Here is a 19,465-nt window from a genome sequence, read left to right as displayed (position 1 = left end):
AACCGATGCTTCGCAAGATCCTTACGCCCCTCCCCCGGCGGCTCGACGGGACGTCAACCACCAGTATTCACAGTCGAGTTGGAACGCCGAGTCGGCGTACGGCGTTGAAGTCCACGGCGTGGCATCACCCCGTATCCCCCTACCCGCTGAGGAGCGGCATGGACATCGGCGTCTTCATCCCCATCGGCAACAACGGTTGGCTCATATCGAAGAGTTCGCCTCAATACATGCCCACCTTCGAGCTGAACAAGGCCATCGTGCAGAAGGCCGAGGAGCACGGTCTCGACTTCGCGCTGTCGATGATCAAGCTCAAGGGGTTCGGTGGCGAGACCGAGTTCTGGGACCACTGTCTGGAGTCCTTCACGCTGATGGCGGGGCTCGCCGCGGTCACCGAGCGGATCAAGCTGTACGCCTCCACGCCCATCCTCGTCCTGCCCCCTGCCATCGTCGCCCGCATGGCCGTCACCGTCGACTCGATCGCCCCCGGCCGCTTCGGCGTCAACATCGTCACCGGCTGGGCGCCCGGCGAGTACTCCCAGATGGGCCTGTGGCCCGGCGACGAGCACTTCGGCAACCGCTACGACCGGGCTGTCGAGTACGTCACCGTGATGAAGGAGCTGTGGCGCGAGGGCGTCAGCAACTTCAAGGGCGAGTTCTACGAGATGGACGACTGCGTGCTGTCGCCGCGCCCGGCGAACGGGCACATCGACATCGTTGCCGCCGGGCAGAGCAACACCGGCATGCGGTTCGCCGCCGAGCACGCCGACTACAACTTCATCCTCGGCAGCGGCGTCAACACCCCGCTCGCCTTCGCCGACACGACGGCCACCCTCATGGACGCGGCGCGCGAGACCGGCCGCGACGTCGGCGCCCTCTCCCTCTTCATGGTCATCGCGGACGAGACCGACGAGGCGGCCCAGGCCAAATGGCGCGACTACCACGACAACGCCGACCGCGCCGCCCTCGCCTACATGGCGGGCGAGTCTGCCTCGGACACCACCGCCGACGACTCCTCGACCGCCCGGACCATCGTGCTGCCCGAAGGCGCGGTCAACTTCAACATGGGCACGCTCGTCGGGTCGTACGAGACCGTGGCGCGGATGCTCGACGAGGTCGCCGAAGTCCACGGCACCAAGGGGATCATGCTGGTCTTCGACGACTTCCTGGAGGGCATCGAGAACTTCGGCACGCGCATCCAGCCGCTGATGAAGTGCCGACGGGGATGAGCGGGTTACGGCGGCCGGCCTCGCGTGAGGCTTCGCGGGTGGTCCCGGGGGAGGCCTCGCGGGACCTCTCGCAGGAGGCTTTGCGGGAGGAGGACTACGAGCGTGCCGGTCTGGTCGGGCAGCTGGCCCCCGGCACGTCCCCCGCCCTGCTTCTGGTGGACCCCGCCCGCGCCTACGTGGACCCCGACTGCCCTCTGTACGCCGGGGTCGAACCGGCCGTGGACGCGATGAGGGCGCTGCTGGCGGCCGCACGGCGCGCGCGGATTCCGGTGGTCGTCACGCGGGTGCGGTTCCGGTCCGACGGCAGCGACGGTGGTGTCTTCTTCCGCAAGGTGCCGATGCTACGGGTGTTCGCCGAGGGAAGCCCGTACGGCGACTTCATCGACGGACTCGCCCCGGCCGCGGACGAGTTGACGGTCACGAAGCAGTACCCGAGCGCCTTCTTCGGCACGCCGCTCGCGGACTGCCTCACGGCCGGCGGAATCGACACGCTCCTCATCGGCGGCCTCTCCACGAGCGGTTGCGTACGCGCCACCGCGCTCGACGCGATGCAGCACGGGTTCGTTCCGGTCGTCGTGGAGGAGGCGGTCGGCGACCGGGATCCGGATGTGCACGCGGCGAACCTCTTCGACATCCGGCACAAGATCGGTGAGGTGTGGCCTATGGGGCGTGCGGAGGAGTACCTCGCACGTGTACGGACCGAAGTCGGGCCGGGAGGTGAACGCCGGTGACGACAGCGGTGGTTGCGGGGAACCCGAAACCCGCCTCACGCACTCTCGACGCGGCCACGAGACTCGCGACGGAGCTCGTCGGCCAGCCGCCGGACACGGTCGTCGACGTGATCACGCTGGGTCCGGGACTGCTCGGCTGGGGCGACGAGCGGGTGTCCGACGCCGTACGGGCCGTCGCGGCGGCGGACCTCGTGGTCGTGGCCAGTCCGACCTTCAAGGCGACGTACTCCGGAGTCCTCAAGCTGTTCCTGGACCAGTTCGCGACCGGCGAGGGCCTGCGGGGCGTGGTCGCGGTGCCGCTGATGCTGGGCGCGGGCCCGGCGCACGCCCTCGCGCCCGACCTGCTGCTCAAGCCGGTTCTGGTGGAGCTGGGTGCGGTCACTGCGGCGCCGGGCCTGTATCTGAGGGACAGCAGCTATGCGACGGACGGGACCATCGGGGAGTACGCGGGGCGCTGGGCGCCGGTGTTGAGGATGTTGACGGCGTCGGCGGTGGAGAGGGCGGAGAGGGTGGAGTGGGCTGAGGGAACGGAGGGGATGGAGCGTGCGCCGCGGGGGTGAGTCTCCTTCTTCCGCTCGGCGAACACGAACAGCCGCAGGACCAGGAACCGGCCGATGCCGGCCAGCCCGGAGGCGGTGAGGTAGACGGCCTGCTCGCGGAGCAGCGTGGGGGACGGCTGGACCGCGTGGAGCATGAGCATCGCGGCGGTCGTCACGAGGTAGGCGGCGGTGGCCGAGCCCGCCGACTGGAGGTGTTCGCGCAGCCCCGGGCGGCGGCCGGTGCCGAAGGTGAACAGGGCGTGCAGTTCGGTGCACAGGAGGGTGGAGGCGACGGTGACCAGGGCGTTCGCCAGCGCCCAGGGCATCGCCGTGCCCAGCAGCGGCACGGCGGCTCCGGCGAGGAGCCCGACACCGCCGCCGCACGCTACGAACCGGGCGAAGGAGGAGAGGGGGCCGGGCTTTGAGGGCCCGGACTTCGAGGGGGCGGGCTTCGAGGGGCCGGACTTCGAGGGGGTCGGCTTTGCCGGGCTCGACTGCCACAGGCTCGGCATCGGCGGGCGGCTCGGCTTCGACGGGCGCTGCGACTCCATGGCGGCTTCCTTCCGGGCCGGACTGTTCCTCTGAGGGACACAGCTCATCCCGGCGCGGCTTCAGCGCTGCCTCAGTCGGACTTCAGCCGGTTTCGAGGCGGCTTCAGCCGGGATCAACCGAGGCCAACGATTCCGTGGTCCGCCCGCGAAAACGATGGAGTGATCTACCGGACCGATGGTGGGGAGGCCCCACCATGGGGGGTCGGGTATTGCCGAGTTCGGCCGGCGCCCAGGCCGGTCAGCGCCGACTGGGGTCACCCCATGAGCGTCACGAAGCCGCCGCGGGACGTGCCGGAGTCCAAAAGCTGGGCGAGGTCGAGCGCTTCGGGTATCCGATCGACCGACAGCACGACCGCGCCGCCCGCCCGCTCGGCGTCCCCGCACCAGTCCCCCATGTCACCGGGCCCGGCAGCGTCGAGGACCGGCGCGGCGAGCGAGGGGACCATGAGGCCGTACTCCCCCGGCCCGTCCACGACGCACAGGGTGAGTTTGGGTACGACGCCCCAGCCCGCGCACAGAGGCATCTGCCCGTCGGACGAGTCGAGGGCCGGCAGGGCGTCGTGGACGGAGGCACCGGCCAGGAGGAGGACGGGAGTCTCGCCCCGTACGAAGAGGGTGTTCTCGGGCTCGTGAAGCATGCGGCCCACTATCTCCCAGTCGTGGATCAGGCCGGTGGGCAGGGCCGGAGGTCAGGCCGGCGTCAGGCCTTGTCCTGGTCGCGCAGTTCGTCGATGTAGGCCTGCGCGAGGCCGGTCGTGCGGGTGAACCAGTCCGTGAGTACGGCGATCTCGTCGGCGGAGTAGGAGGCGAAGAGGTCGTTCAGGCGGGCGTAGTAGGGGCCGTAGAGCTCCTCGGCCCGGGTGACCGCGGAGGGGACGGCGGCCACGCGGACGCGGCGGCGGTCGTTCGGGTCGGGGCGGCGGGTGATGAAGCCTGCGCGTTCGAGGCGGTTGAGGATGCCGGTCATCGCGCCGGTGGTGACGTGCGCGTGCTCGGCGAGTTCGCCCGCCGTGAGGAGGTTCTCGCCGGCCTTCAGGACGCAGGCGAAACAGAGCAGGTCGGTGATGTTCAGGCCCAGCCGCTGGGCCATCTCCTGCTGGCCGAGCAGGTGGGCCGCGATGAGGGAGTCCATCGCCTCCAGCGCCTGGGCCGGGGTGGCGGTGGGGCGCGGCTTGGCTCGCATCTTCCTCATTACCTTAGCTTGTGAGAGATTAAGGCTCTAAACTTCTCACGCCGTGAGGGAATGTCGATCCCTCCGACGCGGGTGATTCCGCTGCCCTACGAAAGGGAGGCAGGCACGTGAGCCAGTATGACGAGGGGCATACGGTCGCAGGATGGACCGGAACCGCGATTGCGACCATCGGTTCCGCCGTGCTGGGCGCGGGGATATGCACGGTCTCGGCGGCGCTGATCGTCGGCGGAGTCGGCATCACGGCGGCGAGTGTCCTCGTCACCTGGGCCCTGCACCTCGCCGGATGGGGCAAGCCGCCGGGCGTACGTCCGCGCGGTCAGTGGCGGATGGGGGCACGTGACCTGACCGCACGGGCCGGGCACGCGGACTGCTGGGGGTGCCGGCTGGCGGGGCGGGGCCGGCGTACGGCCGCGGTGGCGTCCGAGGCGGTGCCCGTGGCGGTCGGGGAGCCCGAGCCGGCTGCCGCTGAGGCCGGGCGCTGAGGTCGGTCATGGAAGTCGGTCGCTGAAGCCGGTCGCTGAAGCCGGTCTCTATATCGCTCGCTGAGGTGGGTCGCGGAACCGGCGGCGCCAACTCGCCGATCCGGCGTTGTCAGTGGTGGCCTCTAGTCTCGAAGAGCGATGGCACAGGCATGGAGATGCTCGGGGCTGCGGTGGTCGGCGGACGGCCCCGCACTGGCGTGGGACGGCGGTCGGCGCTCAGCGCTGACCTGGGGGAAGCGGGTGGCCTTCGGGGTCGCGGAAGGGGGAGTGCGGACATGCGTGGGAGCGCGGGGGCATGCGTGTCCGCTGCGGGCGGTCGTGCCGGGGCGGAGCACGGGAGCGCGGTGCGAGGAGTGTGCGCGGCTGGACCGCGCCCACTCGGTGGCCGCGGACACGATCGCGGACGACCCGCGGCCGTACCACGTATATCTGGCGTGGTTCGGCCCCGGCATGACCAAGGTCGGCATCACCGCCGTTGAGCGCGGCTCGGCACGCCTGCTGGAACAGGGCGCGGTCTGCTTCACCTGGCTGGGCGCCGGCCCACTGATGGCGGCCCGCCGCACCGAGGAACTGCTGCGCGCGGCCTTGCGAGTGCCGGACCGGATTCCGTACGGCGACAAGCGGGCGGTGCGCTCCGCACTCCCGACGTCAGCGGCGGAACGAGCGGCCGAGGTGACAGACCTGCACGCCCGCGCCGTGGCCCTCCCCGGCTGGCCGGAATCCCTTGAGCGCGAGCCCTGCCAACCAGTCGATCACACCGTGGTGTTCGGGCTCACGGATCTACGGCCCGCTGTGGGTGAGGTGACCGAGCTCGTCGCGGGCGGGGTGGTGAGCGGACGGTTGGTGGCGGCTGCCGGGCCGGATCTGCATGTGGAGGCGGGGGGCGGGGTCGTCGTGGTCGATACGCGGTTGATGACGGGGTGGGAACTGGTGCCGACGGGTGGGGACTGCGAACTGACTGTGCCGGTGCGCGCGCTTAGAGAGCAGGTGATGAGTGTGCAGGAGGGGCTGTTCTGACCCGCCGCTGCGCAGGTAATGCCATGCCCACTGGCGGACCCGGCAGGGAAGGAGGGATACGTGGTACCTGAGAAGTTGCGTGAAGAACTAATTCACATGGTTCAACAACTCATCGACGCGGACCTGCCCGAAGAGGAAGAAGACCGCCTCGTCGAGGAGTTGAAGGCGAACGTCCTGCATCCGCGTGTTACGGACTTGATTTACCACAACACTCCCAAGCTGATCGCCGAAGCAGTGGTGGGCAGGGCTCTCGCCTACCGCTGCACTGAGCTGTAGAGGCGGCTGCCTGAGAAAAGGGACGGAGGAGGTAAAGAGTTGGATCCCTCCGGGATCCCTTTCGGCAAGGAACCTGGACGGTGCACGGGGCGGGAGCCGACCCTGGGTGACATGAGTGATCATCGTATTGCACCTGTCGTCCCCGTTCCCGCCTATGAACCTCCGTACTACGCCGTCGTGTTCACCCCCGTGCGCACCGAGGGTGACGGCGGTTACGGTGCGACCGCCCAGCGCATGGGTGAACTGGTCAAGAAGATTCCAGGGTTCCTCGGCGAGGACTCTGCGCGCTCCCCGGGCGGTCTTTCGATCACCGTCGCCTACTTCCGGGACCTCGCCGGCATCGAGCAGTGGCGCGACGATGCGGAGCACCGCGCGGCCAAGGCGCGGGGGCGTGCGCACTGGTACGAGTGCTACTCGTTGCACATCGCCAAGGTCGAGCACAGCAATGGGTTCGAGCGAGGGAGCACCCCGACCGTTGGGCCCTGCGAGGCGGCCTCGCCGGAGAGGGCTCAGCGGTGATGTGAGACCGAGCGAAGGAAGGCCGTCCAGGTTCCCGGCGTGAGCTGGAGGATCGGTCCGTCCGCGTCCTTGGAGTCTCGGACGGCGACGGTGCATCGACGGCAGCTGCATCGCCATCAAGTTCCTCATGGTCGGCAGCACGGCTGCCTGACCAGGGGCGTCCCACAGGAGCCGTTCCCCCCACCCAGACCGGTGGCATCGCCGGCCAAGCGCTTCCCAGGCGCCCCCTGAGAGTCTCCTGTGTGTTTCTTAGGAAAATCACAGGTTGTCGAAAGGGCTCTCTTAGAGGGCACCGACAAGGTGTTCACCATGACCACGACCTCGCCCCAGGGGCGCACCGAACTGCTGAGGCCGGACGGGAGCCCCGTCCGAGTGCTTGTGGTGGACGACGAGCTGTCGATCACCGAACTGCTGTCCATGGCCCTTCGCTATGAGGGCTGGCAGATCCGGAGTGCGGGGGACGGCACGGGTGCCGTCCAGACCGCGCGGGAGTTCCGGCCCGACGCCGTCGTCCTGGACATGATGCTGCCGGACATGGACGGGCTCACGGTGCTCGGCCGGCTTCGGCGGGAGCTGCCCGACGTGCCCGTCCTCTTCCTCACCGCCAAGGACGCCGTCGAGGACCGTATCGCCGGGCTCACGGCCGGTGGGGACGACTACGTCACCAAGCCGTTCAGCCTCGAAGAGGTCGTCGCGCGGCTGCGGGGGCTCATCCGGCGCTCCGGTGCCGCCGACCGGCGGTCCGACTCCGTGCTCGTCGTCGGGGATCTCACCCTCGACGAGGACAGCCACGAAGTCTCGCGGGGCGGGGAGTCCATCCACCTCACCGCCACCGAGTTCGAGCTGCTGCGGTTCCTGATGCGCAATCCGCGGCGCGTGCTCAGCAAGGCCCAGATACTCGACCGCGTGTGGTCGTACGACTTCGGCGGGCAGGCCAACGTCGTCGAGCTCTACATCTCCTACCTGCGCCGGAAGATCGACGCCGGTCGCGAGCCGATGATCCACACCCGGCGTGGTGCCGGTTACCTGATCAAGCCCGCGGCGTCATGAGCGGACGACGACGGCCGCGTGCGCAGAAGCGGCAGCGGCGGGCGGGTCAGCCGCGCACCCTGCGGACGCGGCTCGTCGTCGCGTCCCTGGTGCTGATCGCTGTCGTGTGTGCGGTGATCGGTACGGTGACGACGCTGGCGCTGCGTTCGCACCTGTACGACCAACTGGGCAACCAGCTCGCCGAGGTCGGCGATCGGGCCGCCGGCAAGCCTCCCGGTGACGACCCCGGCAAGAACGATCCCAACAAGGACGACCTGCCCGACAAGGCCGCCGCCCAGAGCTTCAACCTCGGCGAGTTCGCCAAGCGCGCAGGCGGCCCGGGGTCGTCCGGCACGGTCATCGCCCTGGTCAGGAACGGCGTGATCACCGAGGCCAAGGTCGGCCAGAAGTCGGACGACAGCACCGCCGCCGGCGACTTCGGGATGAAGGCCGTCGACCTCACCGAGGCCCAGGAAGCCGCTCTCAACAAGGTCGCTCAGGACGGCAAACAGCACACCGTCGACCTTGGTGGCAGCCTCGGCGAATACCTCGTCCTGTATCGGACCAGCGCCGACGGCACCCGCAGCTACTACGTCGCCATCCCCACCAAGGACGTCAGCAGCACCCTCAACACCCTCATGATCATCGAGGCCAGCGTCACCGCCGCCGCCCTCGTGGCCGCCGGCATCGCCGGCACCGTCATCGTCGGCGTGGCCACCCGCCCCCTCCGCCGCGTCGCCGCCACCGCCACCCGCGTCTCCGAACTCCCCCTCCACACCGGCGAGGTCAACCTCAGCGAACGCGTCCCCGAGTCCGAGACCGACCCGCACACCGAGGTCGGCCAGGTCGGCGCCGCGCTGAACCGCATGCTGGACCACGTCCACGCCGCCCTGCACTCCCGCCAGCAGAGCGAGATGCGGGTACGGCAGTTCGTGGCGGATGCGAGTCATGAGCTGCGTACTCCTCTCGCCTCCATCCGCGGGTACGCCGAGCTGACCAGACGCGGCAGAGAGGACGTCGGGCCGGACACCCGGCACGCCCTCGGCCGTATCGAGTCCGAGGCGGGCCGGATGACGCTGCTCGTCGAGGACCTCCTCCTGCTCGCCCGGCTCGACGCCGGACGGCCGCTGCAGTTCGAGCAGACCGACCTCGTCCCGCTCGTCGTGGACACCATCAGCGACGCCCGCGCGGCCGGCATGGACCACAACTGGCGCCTCGACCTGCCCGACGAACCGGCCCTCGTGTCGGCGGACGCGGCACGTCTGCAACAGGTGCTGGTCAATCTCCTCGGCAACGCCCGCACCCACACCCCACCCGGGACGACGGTCACTGCCCGTGTTCAACGGCGGGGCCCGTGGCTGTGCGTGGACGTGGAGGACAACGGTCAGGGCATCCCACAAGACCTGCTCCCGCACGTCTTCGAGCGGTTCGCGCGCGGCGACTCCGCGCGCTCCCGTGCCACCGGGTCCACCGGCCTTGGCCTGGCCATTGTGCAGGCCGTCGCGACCGCGCACGGCGGTGCCGTGACCGTCGACAGCGTGCCCGGACGGACGGTGTTCACGGTGCATCTGCCGGCGCTCCCCGTGCCGCCCAGCCCCGAAATGAGCTGGCAACAGCACTCACAGGCACAGCACAGCGTCACCACATGGGCGGAACAGGGCGCTTGACGAAAGTCGGTCCCATGCGAACCGACTCTTCTCCCGGCACCCTGCCGGCGCGGGAGCACCTCCCGGCCGGAGACGCCGGTACGCCTGTCCTGGACGTAGTGATCCCCGTCTACAACGAGGAGAAGGACCTCCAGCCGTGTGTGCTGAGACTGCATGATCACCTCAAGCGCACCTTCCCGTACGCGTTCCGCATCACGATCGCGGACAACGCGTCGACGGACACCACCCCCCAGGTGGCGTCGCGGCTGGAGGCGGAGATCCCGGAGGTCAGGTCCTTCCGGCTGGAGCAGAAGGGCCGCGGCCGGGCGCTGCGGACCGTCTGGTCCGCCTCGGACGCCCCGATCCTCGCCTACATGGACGTGGACCTGTCCACCGACCTCAACGCCCTGCTGCCGCTGGTGGCACCGCTGATCTCCGGTCACTCGGACCTCGCGATCGGCTCCCGGCTGGCCCGCACCTCCCGCGTGGTCCGCGGGCCCAAGCGGGAGTTCATCAGCCGCGCCTACAACCTCATCCTGCGCGGCTCGCTCCAGGCCCGCTTCTCCGACGCGCAGTGCGGCTTCAAGGCCATACGACGGGATGTCGCGCAGGTGCTCCTGCCCCTCGTCGAGGACACCGGCTGGTTCTTCGACACCGAGATGCTGGTGCTCGCCGAGCGCGCGGGACTCCGTATCCACGAGGTCCCGGTCGACTGGGTCGACGACCCCGATTCGACCGTGCACATCGTGAAGACGGCGACCGACGACCTCAAGGGCGTGTGGCGGGTCGGCAAGGCTCTGGCCTCCGGTTCGCTCCCGCTGGACCGGCTCACCCGCCCCTTCGGCGACGACCCGCGCGACCGCGAGATCAAGGACGTACCCAAGGGCCTGGCCCGCCAGCTCGTCGGCTTCTGCGTCGTCGGCGGCCTGTCCACCCTCTTCTACCTGCTGCTGTACAGCGGCTTCCGGGTCTTCACCGGCTCGCAGGTCGCCAACGCGCTCGCCCTGCTGGTCTCCGCCATCGCCAACACGGCGGCCAACCGGCGCCTCACCTTCGGGGTGCGCGGCCGCAGCGGCGCCGTACGGCACCAGGCGCAGGGCCTGGTCGTCTTCGGCATCGGCCTCGCCCTGACCAGCGGTTCGCTCGCCGCCCTCAACGCGGCGACCTCCAGCCCCGCGCACTCCACCGAACTGGCGGTCCTCATAGCCGCCAACCTCGCTGCGACGGTGCTGCGCTTCCTGCTCTTCCGGGCGTGGGTGTTCCCGGAGCAGCGCGACACCCCGTCGACGGTGGTCGCCTCGCACCACCCGAGCCCCGCCCCCTCCTCGCCGACCTACTCCACCCGGCAACCCCAGAGCTCACAGGACTTCGGCCCGCTGCCGCAGCGCCCGGTGGCGCAGGGCGCACCCCGGTACTCGTACGAAACCGCTCAGTTCCGCGCCGGTGAAGCCGCGGACGGCACCTGGCGGGACGCCACCCTGCAGCTGCAGCCGGTGCGCCCGCACGACACCGACTCGAGGGACTCCCGATGACCATCCAGTACGACCAGACGAGCCAGACGAGCCAGACGGGCCAGACGGGCCAGACGGGCCGGACGACCTACGACAGAGGCAGCAGCCCCGACACCTGGGGGCCGCCCCCGACACCCCTGCCCGCCGCACCCGCGCCCGACTCCGGTGAACCCAAGCAGCCCTTCGTACGACGCCTGTGGCGCGGCCGCCCCGAGGACCCGCGCTGGGCGCGCCCCGCCTTCCTCGGCCTGCTGCTCGCCACGTTCCTCCTCTACCTCTACAACCTCAGCGCCTCCGGCTACGCCAACTCCTTCTACTCGGCGGCCGTTCAGGCCGGCAGCCAGTCCTGGAAGGCGTTCTTCTTCGGCTCGCTGGACGCGGCCAACGCCATCACCGTCGACAAACCCCCGGCCTCCCTGTGGCCGATGGCGCTGTCGGTCCGCCTCTTCGGCCTCCACTCCTGGGCGATCCTCCTCCCCGAGGTCCTCATGGGCGTCGGCACGGTCGCCGTGGTCTACGCGGCCGTACGTCGCCGGTTCAGCCCCGCGGCCGGTCTGATCGCGGGCGCGGTGCTCGCGCTCACCCCCGTCGCGGCGCTGATGTTCCGGTTCAACAACCCGGACGCGATGCTGGCCCTGCTGATGGCCGTGGCCTGCTACTTCGTCATCCGGGGCCTGGAGGACGGCCGGACGAAGTGGCTGGTGTGGGCCGGTACGGCCATCGGCTTCGCGTTCCTCGCCAAGACGCTGCAGGCCTTCCTGATCCTGCCGCCGCTGGCGATCGTCCACGCCGTCTGCGCGCCGGTGTCGGTGAAGAAGCGGCTCGGTCAGCTCGCCGCGGGTCTGGCAGCCATCGTCGTCTCCGGCGGCTGGTGGGTCGCGATCGTCGAGCTGTGGCCCGCCTCCTCCCGCCCGTACATCGGCGGCTCGCAGAACAACTCCTTCCTGGAGCTGACCTTCGGCTACAACGGCCTCGGCCGTCTGAACGGCGAGGAGACCGGCAGCGTCGGCGGCGGTGGCGGCAACGGCGGCGGCAACTGGGGCGAGACCGGCTGGGACCGCCTCTTCAGCTCCAGCATCGGCGGCCAGATCTCCTGGCTGATCCCGGCCGCGCTGATCCTGCTGGTCGCCGCCCTGGTGGCCACGCGCAAGGCACGTCGTACGTCGGTGACGCGCGGTGCGTTCCTGGTCTGGGGCGGCGCGCTGGTCACGACCATGCTGGTCTTCAGCTACATGCAGGGCATCTTCCACGAGTACTACACGGTGGCCCTCGCCCCCTACATCGCCCCGCTGATCGGCATGGGCGCCGCGCTGCTCTGGGAGAAGCGGGACAAGGCGTGGGCGTCGCTCACCCTGGCCGGCGCGATGACGGCCACCGCGGCCTGGGGCTACGTCCTGCTCAACCGCTCCTCCGACTACCTGCCCTGGCTGAAGTGGGTCGTGCTGGTCGGCGGCCTGGCGGCTGCGCTGGGCCTGATCTTCGCCTCGAAGCTCGGTCGCCAACTGACCATGGGCGTCGTCGGGCTGGGTCTCGCGGCCGCGCTGGCCGGCCCGACCGCGTACACCCTCACCACGGTGAACGAGGGCCACACCGGCTCGATCGTCACCGCGGGTCCCGCGGTCTCGGGCGGCCGTGGCGGCCCCGGCGGTGGCGGCGGCATGGGCGGCGGTCCCGGTGGGGGCGGCATGCCCGGCCAGAACCAGCAGGGCCAGAACAACCAGCAGGGTGGCCAGAACCAGCAGAAGGGCAACGGCTTCCCCGGCGGAGGTATGCCTGGCCAGAACAACCAGCAGGGCCAGCAGAACGGCAACGGCAGCACCCAGGGCCAGGGCATGCCCGGCGGTCAGACCGGCGACGGCGGCCGCATGGGTGGCGCCGGCGGTATGGGCGGTCTGCTCAACGGCGCCAGCGTCAGCGACGAGGCCAAGGCGCTGCTCGAGAAGAACGCCGGTGACTACACCTGGGCCGCCGCGGCCATCGGCGCCCAGAACGCCGCGAGCTACCAGCTCTCCACCGGCGACCCGGTCATGGCGATCGGCGGCTTCAACGGCACCGACCCGTCCCCGACGCTCGCGGAGTTCAAGAAGTACGTGGCGGACGGCGAGATCCACTACTTCATCGCGAGCGGCAGCGGCGGCGGCATGGGCGGCAGCAGCAACGGCACCTCCTCGCAGATCAGCTCCTGGGTCCAGGAGAACTTCGAGTCGGTGACCGTGGACGGCACCACCTTCTACGACCTGACGCAGCCGAAGAGCGACAGCTGACGGTCTCCTGCGAAGGGGCGGTGGCACAGGCCACCGCCCCTGCTCGTATTTCCGTTGTACGCCGTATGGGAGCTGTTCTACGGTGTACAACATGACGACATCCCCCCAGGAACAGGCCCCGGCCGCCCAGCCCGAACCCCAGGCGCAGGTCCAGGGCCACCCCCAACGCTGGCTGATCCTCGGTGTCATCTGTCTGGCGCAGCTCACCGTGCTGCTCGACAACACGATCCTGAACGTGGCGATCCCCTCGCTCACCAGCGAACTGGGCGCCGCCACCTCGGACATCCAGTGGATGATCAACGCGTACTCGCTCGTGCAGTCCGGTCTGCTGCTGACCGCGGGCAGCGCCGCCGACCGCTACGGCCGCAAGAAGATGCTGGCCATAGGCCTCGCCCTGTTCGGCATCGGCTCGCTGGTGGCCGGGCTGGCGGACAGCTCCGGCCAGTTGATCGCCGCACGGGCCGGTATGGGCGTCGGCGGCGCACTGCTGATGACCACCACGCTCGCCGTGGCGATGCAGATCTTCACGCCCGAGGAGCAGCCGAAGGCGATCGGCATCTGGGCGGCCGTGAACTCGCTGGGCTTCGCGACCGGACCGCTCCTCGGCGGCTTCATGCTGGACCACTTCTGGTGGGGTGCGATCTTCCTGATCAACCTGCCGGTCGCGGCGCTCGGCCTGGTGGCGGTCGTGGTGCTGGTGCCCGAGTCCAAGAACCCGCAGGGCGACCGGCCCGACCTCCTCGGCGCCCTGCTGTCCACGATCGGCATGGCCTCCCTGGTGTTCGCGATCATCTCCGGACCCGAGCACGGCTGGACGTCCGGCCGGGTGCTGGCGACGGCCACCGTCGCGGTCGTGGTGCTGGGCGCCTTCGCGTACTGGGAGAGCCGGATCCCGTATCCCATGCTCGACATGCACTTCTTCCGGAACCGGCGGTTCACGGGAGCCGTCGCGGGCGCGGTGCTGATCACCTTCGGGATGGGCGGATCGCTTTTCCTGCTCACCCAGCACATGCAGTTCGTCCTCGGTTACGGCCCGCTGGAGGCGGGGCTGCGCACGGCGCCGCTCGCGCTGATGATCGTGGCTCTGAACTTCACCGGTCTGTCGGCGAAGTGGTCGGGCAAGCTCGGTACCCCCGTCTCCATCGGCCTGGGCATGACGGCGATGGCCGCCGGCCTCGTCTCCATCGCGACGCTCACCGAGCACGGGTATCCGGGCACCCTGCTGGGTCTGGTGCTGATCGGGGCGGGCGCCGCGATCGCCAGCCCGGCGATGGCGCACGCGATCATGAGTGCGATTCCGCCGGAGAAGGCCGGTGTCGGCGCCGGCATCAACGGCACGGTGGCGGAGTTCGGACAGGGGCTGGGCGTCGCGGTGCTCGGGGCCGTACTCAACTCCCGCTTCGCGGCACTGATTCCGGTCGCCGCGGTGTCCCTGCCGGGGGCGTTGGCCGAAGCGGGCGGCTCCGCCGAGAAGGAGCGGATTCTGGACGCGTTTGCCTCTGGCCTGGAGACCAGTCAGTTGGTGGGGGCGGGGGCTGTGTTGCTCGGGGGATTGGTCGCTGCCGCGTTGTTGCGGCGGGCTGAGCGGGCAGAGTTCGCCTAAGAGCTCGGGGCATTCGGTTGTTGGGCGACTGCGGGTCCATCGTGGCTGGTCGCGCCCACGCGGCGGAGCCGCACATCAGGCAGAGTCCCGCGCCCCTTTGAGGGCGTTGGCGCCTAGCATCTTGATCAGTTCACGGAGTCGAGGAAGGTGCGCCATGGCTAGGGCAGCTCAGCGGTCCGCGCGTACGAGCGTCTGGCTTGAGGGCAAAGCCCGGCGGGGCGGACGCGGTGGGGGGCAGCCCTCCGGGCTCGACCGGGAGCGGATCACCTCGGCGACCGTGCGGCTGCTTGATGCCGAGGGGCTGGCCAAGTTCTCCATGCGGCGGCTGGCCGCCGAGCTGAACGTGACCGCGATGTCCGTCTACTGGTACGTCGACACCAAGGACGACCTCCTCGAACTCGCCCTCGACGCCGCCTTCGGCGAACTGACGCTGCCCGACCCGGAGGCCGACGAGGACTGGCGGGTCCAGCTGCGCGAGCTGGCCGGCGCGTACCGCGCGCTGCTGGTCCGGCACCCGTGGCTCTCGCCGCTGATCGGTACCTACATCAACATCGGCCCGAACAGCATCGCCTTCTCCCGCCTCGTACAGCAGATCATCCGCAAGACCGGCCTGCCCGCGCACGGCCTGGTGGCGGCCATCTCCGCCGTCTTCCAGTTCGTCTACGGCTTCGGCACGATGGAGGGTCACTTCATCACCCGCAGCGCGGCGTTCGGCATGACTCCGGACGACTACTTCCATCACGCCATGAACACGGTGACGCAGGCTCCGGAAGCCGCCGAGGTCATCCAGGAGTCCGCAGAACTCATGGAGGCCCGAGGCGGCGACACGGTGGAGGAGATGTGGGAGCGGGACTTCGAGTTCGCCCTGGACCTGTTGGTGGCGGGCATCGAGGCGATGGTGGCGCGAAGCGCACCATCAGGGGCGCGGGGAACTGCGCGACCAGCCACGACGGACCCGCAGTCGCCTGACGATCCGTATTACCCGAGCTCTTAGGCGCCACCCTCCACCAGCCGCGCCGGAAACCCACCGGTAGCCACCGGCCCCCACCTCTCCGGCGTCACCCGAATGATCGACTTCCCCTGCTTCACCATCGCCTCCCGGTACTCGTCCCAGTCCGGATGCTCCCCGGCGATGTTCCGGTAGTACTCGACCAGCGGCTCCACGGACTCCGGCGAGTCGACGACCTCGGCCGACCCGTCGATCTGGACCCACGGCCCGTTCCAGTCGTCACTGATGACCAGCAGACTCACTCGCGGATCCCGCTTCGCGTTCCGCGTCTTGGCCCGCTCCGGGTACGTGGACACCACGATCCGACCCGAGTCGTCGACCCCACAGGTCAGCGGCGAGGCCTGCGGACTGCCGTCCGCCCGCCTGGTCAGCAGGATGGCGCGGTGCCGGGGCCGTACGAAATCCAGCAACTCTTCGAGCGAGACGCGCGTGTTCGTCGCGATGTTCGGTGCCATGCGGCTCAGCCTAGGGGCAGCGACTCCCCCTGCACCGCCTGGATGTCCAGCTCGACCTTCAACGTCGTACCAATGGCCGCGATGCCCGCCTGCACCACCTGGTTGTAGTTCATCGCGAAGTCGTCCCGGTGCAGCTCCGCCGTCGCCCGGAACGCGGCCCGTGTCCCGCCCCACGGGTCGGCGCCGGTCCCCAGACAGGCGAGATCGAGCTCCACCGGCCGTACGACACCGTGCATGCCCAGTTCCCCGTGCACCGTCCACCGGTCGGAGCCCGTGGCGGCGGTCAGCCCCGTCGAGCGATACGTGATCTCGGGATACCGCTCCACATCCAGAAAATCCGGCGACTTCAGATGCCCGTCCCGCATCCCGTTCCCGGTGTCGATCGAGTCCGCCCGGATCACGGCCTCCACCCGGGACTTGGTGACGTCGTCCGGCGCGATCTCGATGGCGCCGGAGAACCGCGTGAACCGGCCGTGCACGCTGGAGATCCCCAGGTGCTGGGCGACGGCGGCCACGCTGGAGTGCGCCGGGTCGATGGTCCAGGGCCCCGGCGGCGGCAGCTCCGTGCCGCCCTGCCGCGCCAGCGTCACCGTGCCGACCTCGGCGCGGCCGCTCGCCGTCACGATGGCGCTCGCGGCGGCGGGCGCGTAGCCGACGGCGGTGACGATGACGGTGTACGCCCCCGCGGGCAGCGGATTCGGGTCCCGTACGGCTCCCTCCGCGTCCGCCTCCAGCCGCAGCACCTGCGCTCCGGTCATGTCGGTCACCGTGACGACCGCGTGCGACACGGCCCATCCGTCCCGGGTGCGGATCCTCGCGGTCAGTCCCATCTCAGGTCACTCCTCAAGCTCAAAGAAACCGGCCCGTGGCGGCGGCGCACCTCCGCTCGGAGCGCGCCGCCCGCCACGGGCCGGGGTCGAACTACTCGCCGGGGTGGGCGAGTTCGATGTCGTGGTCGTCGACGCCGCGGCCGGTGACCGTCAGTGCCGTGGCCACCGGCGGGTAACCCGTCGCGATGACCGTGTACTCGCCGCCGTCCAGGTCGGTGAAGGCGTACGCCCCGTCCGTGCCGGTCGTCGCCGTGCCGACCACGTTGCCCGCGGCGTCGACCAGCGTGACCCGAGCGTCGGCCAGCGGGCCGTGCGGTGCCCGTACGACGCCCTGGACCTGGGCGCCGGCCTCCAGGTCGACCTCGATCCGGGTGACCCCGGTGCCGCCGATCTCGACGGGCAGGGCGCGCGGCCGGAACCCGGCGGCGTTCACCGCGACGGTCACGGCACCCGGCACCAGCTCGGCGAAGCCGAACTCGCCCTGTTCACCGGTGGCGGCGGTGGCCAGCAGATCTCCGCGGACGTCGGTGACGATCACCATCGCGTCCTTGACCGGCAGCGCGCTCCCCGCGGCCCGCACCACGCCGCTCAGCCCGCTGGTGCCGCTGAGCAGGATGTCGTACGCCACCGGCTCGTCGCCGTTCACGACGATCGTGGACGCCTGCGGCTGGAAGCCGTCGGCGGAGGCGATCAGGACGTACGACCCGGCGCCCGGCGCGTCGACGGCGTACGCACCGTCGGACTGCGCCACCGACCGGCCGAGCTGCCGTCCGGCGAGGGAGATCAGCGTGACCGCGGCCTGCGGCACGGGCGCGCTCTCGGCACCCCGGACGAAGCCGCTGACCGGGACGCCGCCGGAAGAGCCGGAAGAACCGGACGTCTCCTCGGACCGGGCCACGGTGGCGACGGCGGCGAGCTTCTGGGTGCCCTGGGGAGCGGCCTCGGTGTCCGAGGTGACGGCCCAGCTCGGGACCCGCTCCTGGGCGGCGGCCGTTGCGGGGGCCGTTGCGGGGGCCGCTGCGGGAGCCTCGGCGGCCTCGGGAGCCCGGGGTGCGGTGGTCTCGGCGGCCCCGGACTCGGCGGCCTGCGCCAGCGCGCCCTTCGTCTTCAGCGGGACCTCCTTGATGAACAGGGAGAACAGCAGGGCGAGGAAGGCGATCGGCGCGGCGTACAGGAAGACGTCCGCGACGCCGTGGCCGTACGCGCTCTCGATGACCGTGCGCACCGGGCCGGGCAGTGCGTCGAGGTCGGGGATCTCACCGTGGCCGGAGGAGCCGCCCTGGACGCCGAGCTGGGTCAGGCCCTCCTCGGCGTAGTGGGTGATGCGGTGGCTGAGGACCGCGCCGAGCGCCGAGACGCCCATGGCGCCGCCGAGGGAGCGGAAGAAGTTCACGACGGAGCTGGCGGCGCCCAGGTCGCTCGGGTCCACCTGGTTCTGCGTGGCCAGGACCAGGTTCTGCATCATCATGCCGACGCCGAGGCCGAGCAGGGCCATGAAGATCGCCACGTGCCAGTACTCGGTGTCGTAGCGGATCGTGCCCAGCAGCCCGAGGCCCGCGGTCACCAGCACACCGCCGGCGAGCAGCCACGCCTTCCAGCGGCCGGTGCGGGTGATGACCTGTCCGGAGACGGTCGACGACACGAACAGGCCGACGATCATCGGGATGGTCATGACGCCGGACATGGTCGGCGACTTGTCGCGGGCCAGCTGGAAGTACTGGCTGAAGAAGATCGTGCCCGCGAACATCGCGATGCCGACGAACAGGGAGGCCAGCGAGGCGAGGGTGATGGTGCGGTTGCGGAACAGGCGCAGCGGGACGATCGGCTCGCTCGCCCTGGACTCGACGAAGACGAAGATCAGCAGCAGCGCGAGCGCACCACCGGTCATCGCGTACGTCTGCCAGGACAGCCAGTCGTACTTGTCACCGGCGAAGGTCACCCAGATCAGCAGCAGGCAGACCGCGGCGGTGATGAAGAAGGCGCCCGCCCAGTCGACCTTGACCTTCCGCTTGACCACCGGCAGGTGGAGGGTGCGCTGCAGCACGATGAGCGCGATCACGGCGAAGGGCACGCCGACGTAGAAGCACCAGCGCCAGCCGAGCCAGTCGGTGTCGGTGATGACACCGCCGATCAGCGGGCCGCCGACCATCGCGGTGGCGAAGGTGGCGCCGAGGTAGCCGTTGTAGCGGCCGCGCTCACGCGGGGAGATCATCGCCGCGAGGATGATCTGGGCCAGCGAGGACAGGCCGCCCATGCCGATGCCCTGGACGGCCCGGAAGGTGATGAGCGTGCCCGGGTTCTGGGACAGACCGGCTGCCGCGGACCCGGCCACGAAGATGACCAGCGCGATCTGTATCAGCAGCTTCTTGGAGAAGAGGTCGGCGAGCTTGCCCCACAGCGGCGTGGACGCGGTCATCGCCAGCAGCGACGCGGTGACCACCCAGGTGTAGGCGCTCTGGCCGCCGCCGAGGTCCTTGATGATGTCGGGCAGGGCGTTGGAGACGATCGTCGACGACAGGATCGCCACGAACATGCCGAGCAGCAGCCCGGTCAGCGCTTCCATGATCTGCCGATGCGACATCGGA

General features: G+C 70.1%; 18 protein-coding genes and 2 pseudogenes. 13 read left to right on the top strand and 7 right to left on the bottom strand.

Translation table 11 applies throughout. The features are described 5' to 3' along the window. The first annotated feature begins 158 nt into the window (after positions 1-158). The 3 genes and pseudogenes from rutA to ACZ7L6_RS30185 form a co-directional block, all read left to right on the top strand. Positions 159-1,226 carry a pyrimidine utilization protein A gene (gene rutA, locus ACZ7L6_RS30195; RefSeq protein ID WP_471929284.1) on the top strand — a complete coding sequence of 356 codons (1,068 nt, stop codon included), beginning with the start codon at positions 159-161 and terminating at the stop codon, positions 1,224-1,226. A gap of 38 nt (positions 1,227-1,264) precedes the next feature. Then, entirely contained in the window at positions 1,265-1,957 is a 693-nt protein-coding gene (locus ACZ7L6_RS30190) for an isochorismatase family protein (protein WP_471929282.1), read from the top strand. Beyond that, positions 1,954-2,343: pseudogene (locus ACZ7L6_RS30185) on the top strand (NAD(P)H-dependent oxidoreductase); the annotation flags it as partial. The gene ACZ7L6_RS30190 and the pseudogene ACZ7L6_RS30185, both read left to right, overlap by 4 nt. 29 nt (positions 2,344-2,372) lie before the next feature. On the opposite strand, the gene ACZ7L6_RS30180 reads toward ACZ7L6_RS30185, so the two are convergent. The 3 genes from ACZ7L6_RS30180 to ACZ7L6_RS30170 all read right to left on the bottom strand — a co-directional run bounded on the left by ACZ7L6_RS30180 (position 2,373) and on the right by ACZ7L6_RS30170 (position 4,230). Beyond that, entirely contained in the window at positions 2,373-3,008 is a 636-nt protein-coding gene (locus ACZ7L6_RS30180; RefSeq protein ID WP_471929437.1) for a GtrA family protein, read from the bottom strand. A 293-nt stretch (positions 3,009-3,301) separates the two neighbouring features. Further along, on the bottom strand, positions 3,302-3,685 hold the full coding sequence (locus ACZ7L6_RS30175) for a hypothetical protein (RefSeq protein WP_471929280.1): 384 nt from the start codon (positions 3,683-3,685) through the stop codon (positions 3,302-3,304). A 62-nt stretch (positions 3,686-3,747) separates the two neighbouring features. Further along, a complete protein-coding gene (locus ACZ7L6_RS30170; protein ID WP_471929435.1) occupies positions 3,748-4,230 on the bottom strand; it encodes a MarR family winged helix-turn-helix transcriptional regulator in 483 nt (160 codons plus the stop codon). Positions 4,231-4,346: 116 nt separating this feature from the next. Here ACZ7L6_RS30170 and ACZ7L6_RS30165 point away from each other — a divergent pair, with 116 nt between their 5' ends. The 4 genes from ACZ7L6_RS30165 to ACZ7L6_RS30150 all read left to right on the top strand — a co-directional run bounded on the left by ACZ7L6_RS30165 (position 4,347) and on the right by ACZ7L6_RS30150 (position 6,533). Continuing rightward, on the top strand, positions 4,347-4,721 hold the full coding sequence (locus tag ACZ7L6_RS30165; protein ID WP_471929278.1) for an HGxxPAAW family protein: 375 nt from the start codon (positions 4,347-4,349) through the stop codon (positions 4,719-4,721). A 138-nt stretch (positions 4,722-4,859) separates the two neighbouring features. Then, positions 4,860-5,738 (top strand): DUF2797 domain-containing protein, encoded by an 879-nt coding sequence (locus ACZ7L6_RS30160; protein ID WP_471929276.1) that lies wholly within the window; start codon positions 4,860-4,862, stop codon positions 5,736-5,738. A gap of 60 nt (positions 5,739-5,798) precedes the next feature. Beyond that, entirely contained in the window at positions 5,799-6,014 is a 216-nt protein-coding gene (locus tag ACZ7L6_RS30155; protein WP_471929274.1) for a bacteriocin immunity protein, read from the top strand. Between the two features lie 111 nt (positions 6,015-6,125). Beyond that, positions 6,126-6,533, top strand: coding sequence for an antibiotic biosynthesis monooxygenase family protein (locus tag ACZ7L6_RS30150; protein WP_471929272.1), 408 nt, complete (start codon positions 6,126-6,128; stop codon positions 6,531-6,533). On the opposite strand, the pseudogene ACZ7L6_RS30145 reads toward ACZ7L6_RS30150, so the two are convergent. Next, positions 6,524-6,610, bottom strand: a pseudogene (locus ACZ7L6_RS30145) (DUF397 domain-containing protein); the annotation flags it as partial. The gene ACZ7L6_RS30150 and the pseudogene ACZ7L6_RS30145 sit on opposite strands and share 10 nt — an antisense overlap. 232 nt (positions 6,611-6,842) lie before the next feature. Here ACZ7L6_RS30145 and ACZ7L6_RS30140 point away from each other — a divergent pair. The 6 genes from ACZ7L6_RS30140 (at position 6,843) to ACZ7L6_RS30115 (ending at position 15,580) form a co-directional block, all read left to right on the top strand. After that, a complete protein-coding gene (locus ACZ7L6_RS30140) occupies positions 6,843-7,583 on the top strand; it encodes a response regulator transcription factor (protein WP_433043379.1) in 741 nt (246 codons plus the stop codon). Then, positions 7,580-9,229 carry an ATP-binding protein gene (locus ACZ7L6_RS30135; protein WP_471929270.1) on the top strand — a complete coding sequence of 550 codons (1,650 nt, stop codon included), beginning with the start codon at positions 7,580-7,582 and terminating at the stop codon, positions 9,227-9,229. The genes ACZ7L6_RS30140 and ACZ7L6_RS30135 overlap by 4 nt, the downstream gene beginning before the upstream one ends. 14 nt (positions 9,230-9,243) lie before the next feature. Further along, entirely contained in the window at positions 9,244-10,740 is a 1,497-nt protein-coding gene (locus tag ACZ7L6_RS30130) for a bifunctional glycosyltransferase family 2/GtrA family protein (protein ID WP_471929268.1), read from the top strand. After that, entirely contained in the window at positions 10,737-12,983 is a 2,247-nt protein-coding gene (locus tag ACZ7L6_RS30125) for an ArnT family glycosyltransferase (protein ID WP_471929266.1), read from the top strand. The genes ACZ7L6_RS30130 and ACZ7L6_RS30125 overlap by 4 nt, the downstream gene beginning before the upstream one ends. A gap of 91 nt (positions 12,984-13,074) precedes the next feature. After that, a complete protein-coding gene (locus tag ACZ7L6_RS30120) occupies positions 13,075-14,586 on the top strand; it encodes an MFS transporter (RefSeq protein ID WP_471929264.1) in 1,512 nt (503 codons plus the stop codon). Positions 14,587-14,740: 154 nt separating this feature from the next. Then, positions 14,741-15,580, top strand: a complete 840-nt coding sequence (locus ACZ7L6_RS30115) for a TetR/AcrR family transcriptional regulator (RefSeq protein WP_471929262.1) — start codon at positions 14,741-14,743, stop codon at positions 15,578-15,580. Here the strand turns inward: ACZ7L6_RS30115 and ACZ7L6_RS30110 are convergent. From ACZ7L6_RS30110 to ACZ7L6_RS30100, 3 genes are all read right to left on the bottom strand, one after another. Further along, positions 15,577-16,050, bottom strand: coding sequence for a PPOX class F420-dependent oxidoreductase (locus tag ACZ7L6_RS30110; RefSeq protein ID WP_471929260.1), 474 nt, complete (start codon positions 16,048-16,050; stop codon positions 15,577-15,579). The genes ACZ7L6_RS30115 and ACZ7L6_RS30110 overlap by 4 nt on opposite strands. 5 nt (positions 16,051-16,055) lie before the next feature. Then, on the bottom strand, positions 16,056-16,880 hold the full coding sequence (locus ACZ7L6_RS30105; protein ID WP_471929258.1) for a YceI family protein: 825 nt from the start codon (positions 16,878-16,880) through the stop codon (positions 16,056-16,058). A 91-nt stretch (positions 16,881-16,971) separates the two neighbouring features. Then, a complete protein-coding gene (locus ACZ7L6_RS30100; RefSeq protein WP_471929433.1) occupies positions 16,972-19,461 on the bottom strand; it encodes an MFS transporter in 2,490 nt (829 codons plus the stop codon). Positions 19,462-19,465 lie beyond the last annotated feature (4 nt).

This window comes from Streptomyces sp. NPDC107522 (assembly GCF_055657525.1).
The sequence above is the reverse complement of the archived record's forward strand: the minus strand, read 5'-3'. Positions and strand labels throughout refer to the sequence as shown.

What these genes read in the sequence shown, in the direction of transcription:
- rutA (WP_471929284.1), top strand. Translation starts at nt 159, where the DNA reads ATGGACATCGGCGTCTTCATCCCCATCGGCAACAACGGTTGGCTCATA.
- ACZ7L6_RS30180 (WP_471929437.1), bottom strand. Translation starts at nt 3,008, where the DNA reads ATGCCGAGCCTGTGGCAGTCGAGCCCGGCAAAGCCGACCCCCTCGAAG.
- ACZ7L6_RS30175 (WP_471929280.1), bottom strand. Translation starts at nt 3,685, where the DNA reads ATGCTTCACGAGCCCGAGAACACCCTCTTCGTACGGGGCGAGACTCCC.
- ACZ7L6_RS30170 (WP_471929435.1), bottom strand. Translation starts at nt 4,230, where the DNA reads ATGCGAGCCAAGCCGCGCCCCACCGCCACCCCGGCCCAGGCGCTGGAG.
- ACZ7L6_RS30160 (WP_471929276.1), top strand. Translation starts at nt 4,860, where the DNA reads ATGGCACAGGCATGGAGATGCTCGGGGCTGCGGTGGTCGGCGGACGGC.
- ACZ7L6_RS30150 (WP_471929272.1), top strand. Translation starts at nt 6,126, where the DNA reads ATGAGTGATCATCGTATTGCACCTGTCGTCCCCGTTCCCGCCTATGAA.
- ACZ7L6_RS30140 (WP_433043379.1), top strand. Translation starts at nt 6,843, where the DNA reads ATGACCACGACCTCGCCCCAGGGGCGCACCGAACTGCTGAGGCCGGAC.
- ACZ7L6_RS30135 (WP_471929270.1), top strand. Translation starts at nt 7,580, where the DNA reads ATGAGCGGACGACGACGGCCGCGTGCGCAGAAGCGGCAGCGGCGGGCG.
- ACZ7L6_RS30130 (WP_471929268.1), top strand. Translation starts at nt 9,244, where the DNA reads ATGCGAACCGACTCTTCTCCCGGCACCCTGCCGGCGCGGGAGCACCTC.
- ACZ7L6_RS30125 (WP_471929266.1), top strand. Translation starts at nt 10,737, where the DNA reads ATGACCATCCAGTACGACCAGACGAGCCAGACGAGCCAGACGGGCCAG.
- ACZ7L6_RS30120 (WP_471929264.1), top strand. Translation starts at nt 13,075, where the DNA reads ATGACGACATCCCCCCAGGAACAGGCCCCGGCCGCCCAGCCCGAACCC.
- ACZ7L6_RS30115 (WP_471929262.1), top strand. Translation starts at nt 14,741, where the DNA reads ATGGCTAGGGCAGCTCAGCGGTCCGCGCGTACGAGCGTCTGGCTTGAG.
- ACZ7L6_RS30110 (WP_471929260.1), bottom strand. Translation starts at nt 16,050, where the DNA reads ATGGCACCGAACATCGCGACGAACACGCGCGTCTCGCTCGAAGAGTTG.
- ACZ7L6_RS30105 (WP_471929258.1), bottom strand. Translation starts at nt 16,880, where the DNA reads ATGGGACTGACCGCGAGGATCCGCACCCGGGACGGATGGGCCGTGTCG.
- ACZ7L6_RS30100 (WP_471929433.1), bottom strand. Translation starts at nt 19,461, where the DNA reads ATGTCGCATCGGCAGATCATGGAAGCGCTGACCGGGCTGCTGCTCGGC.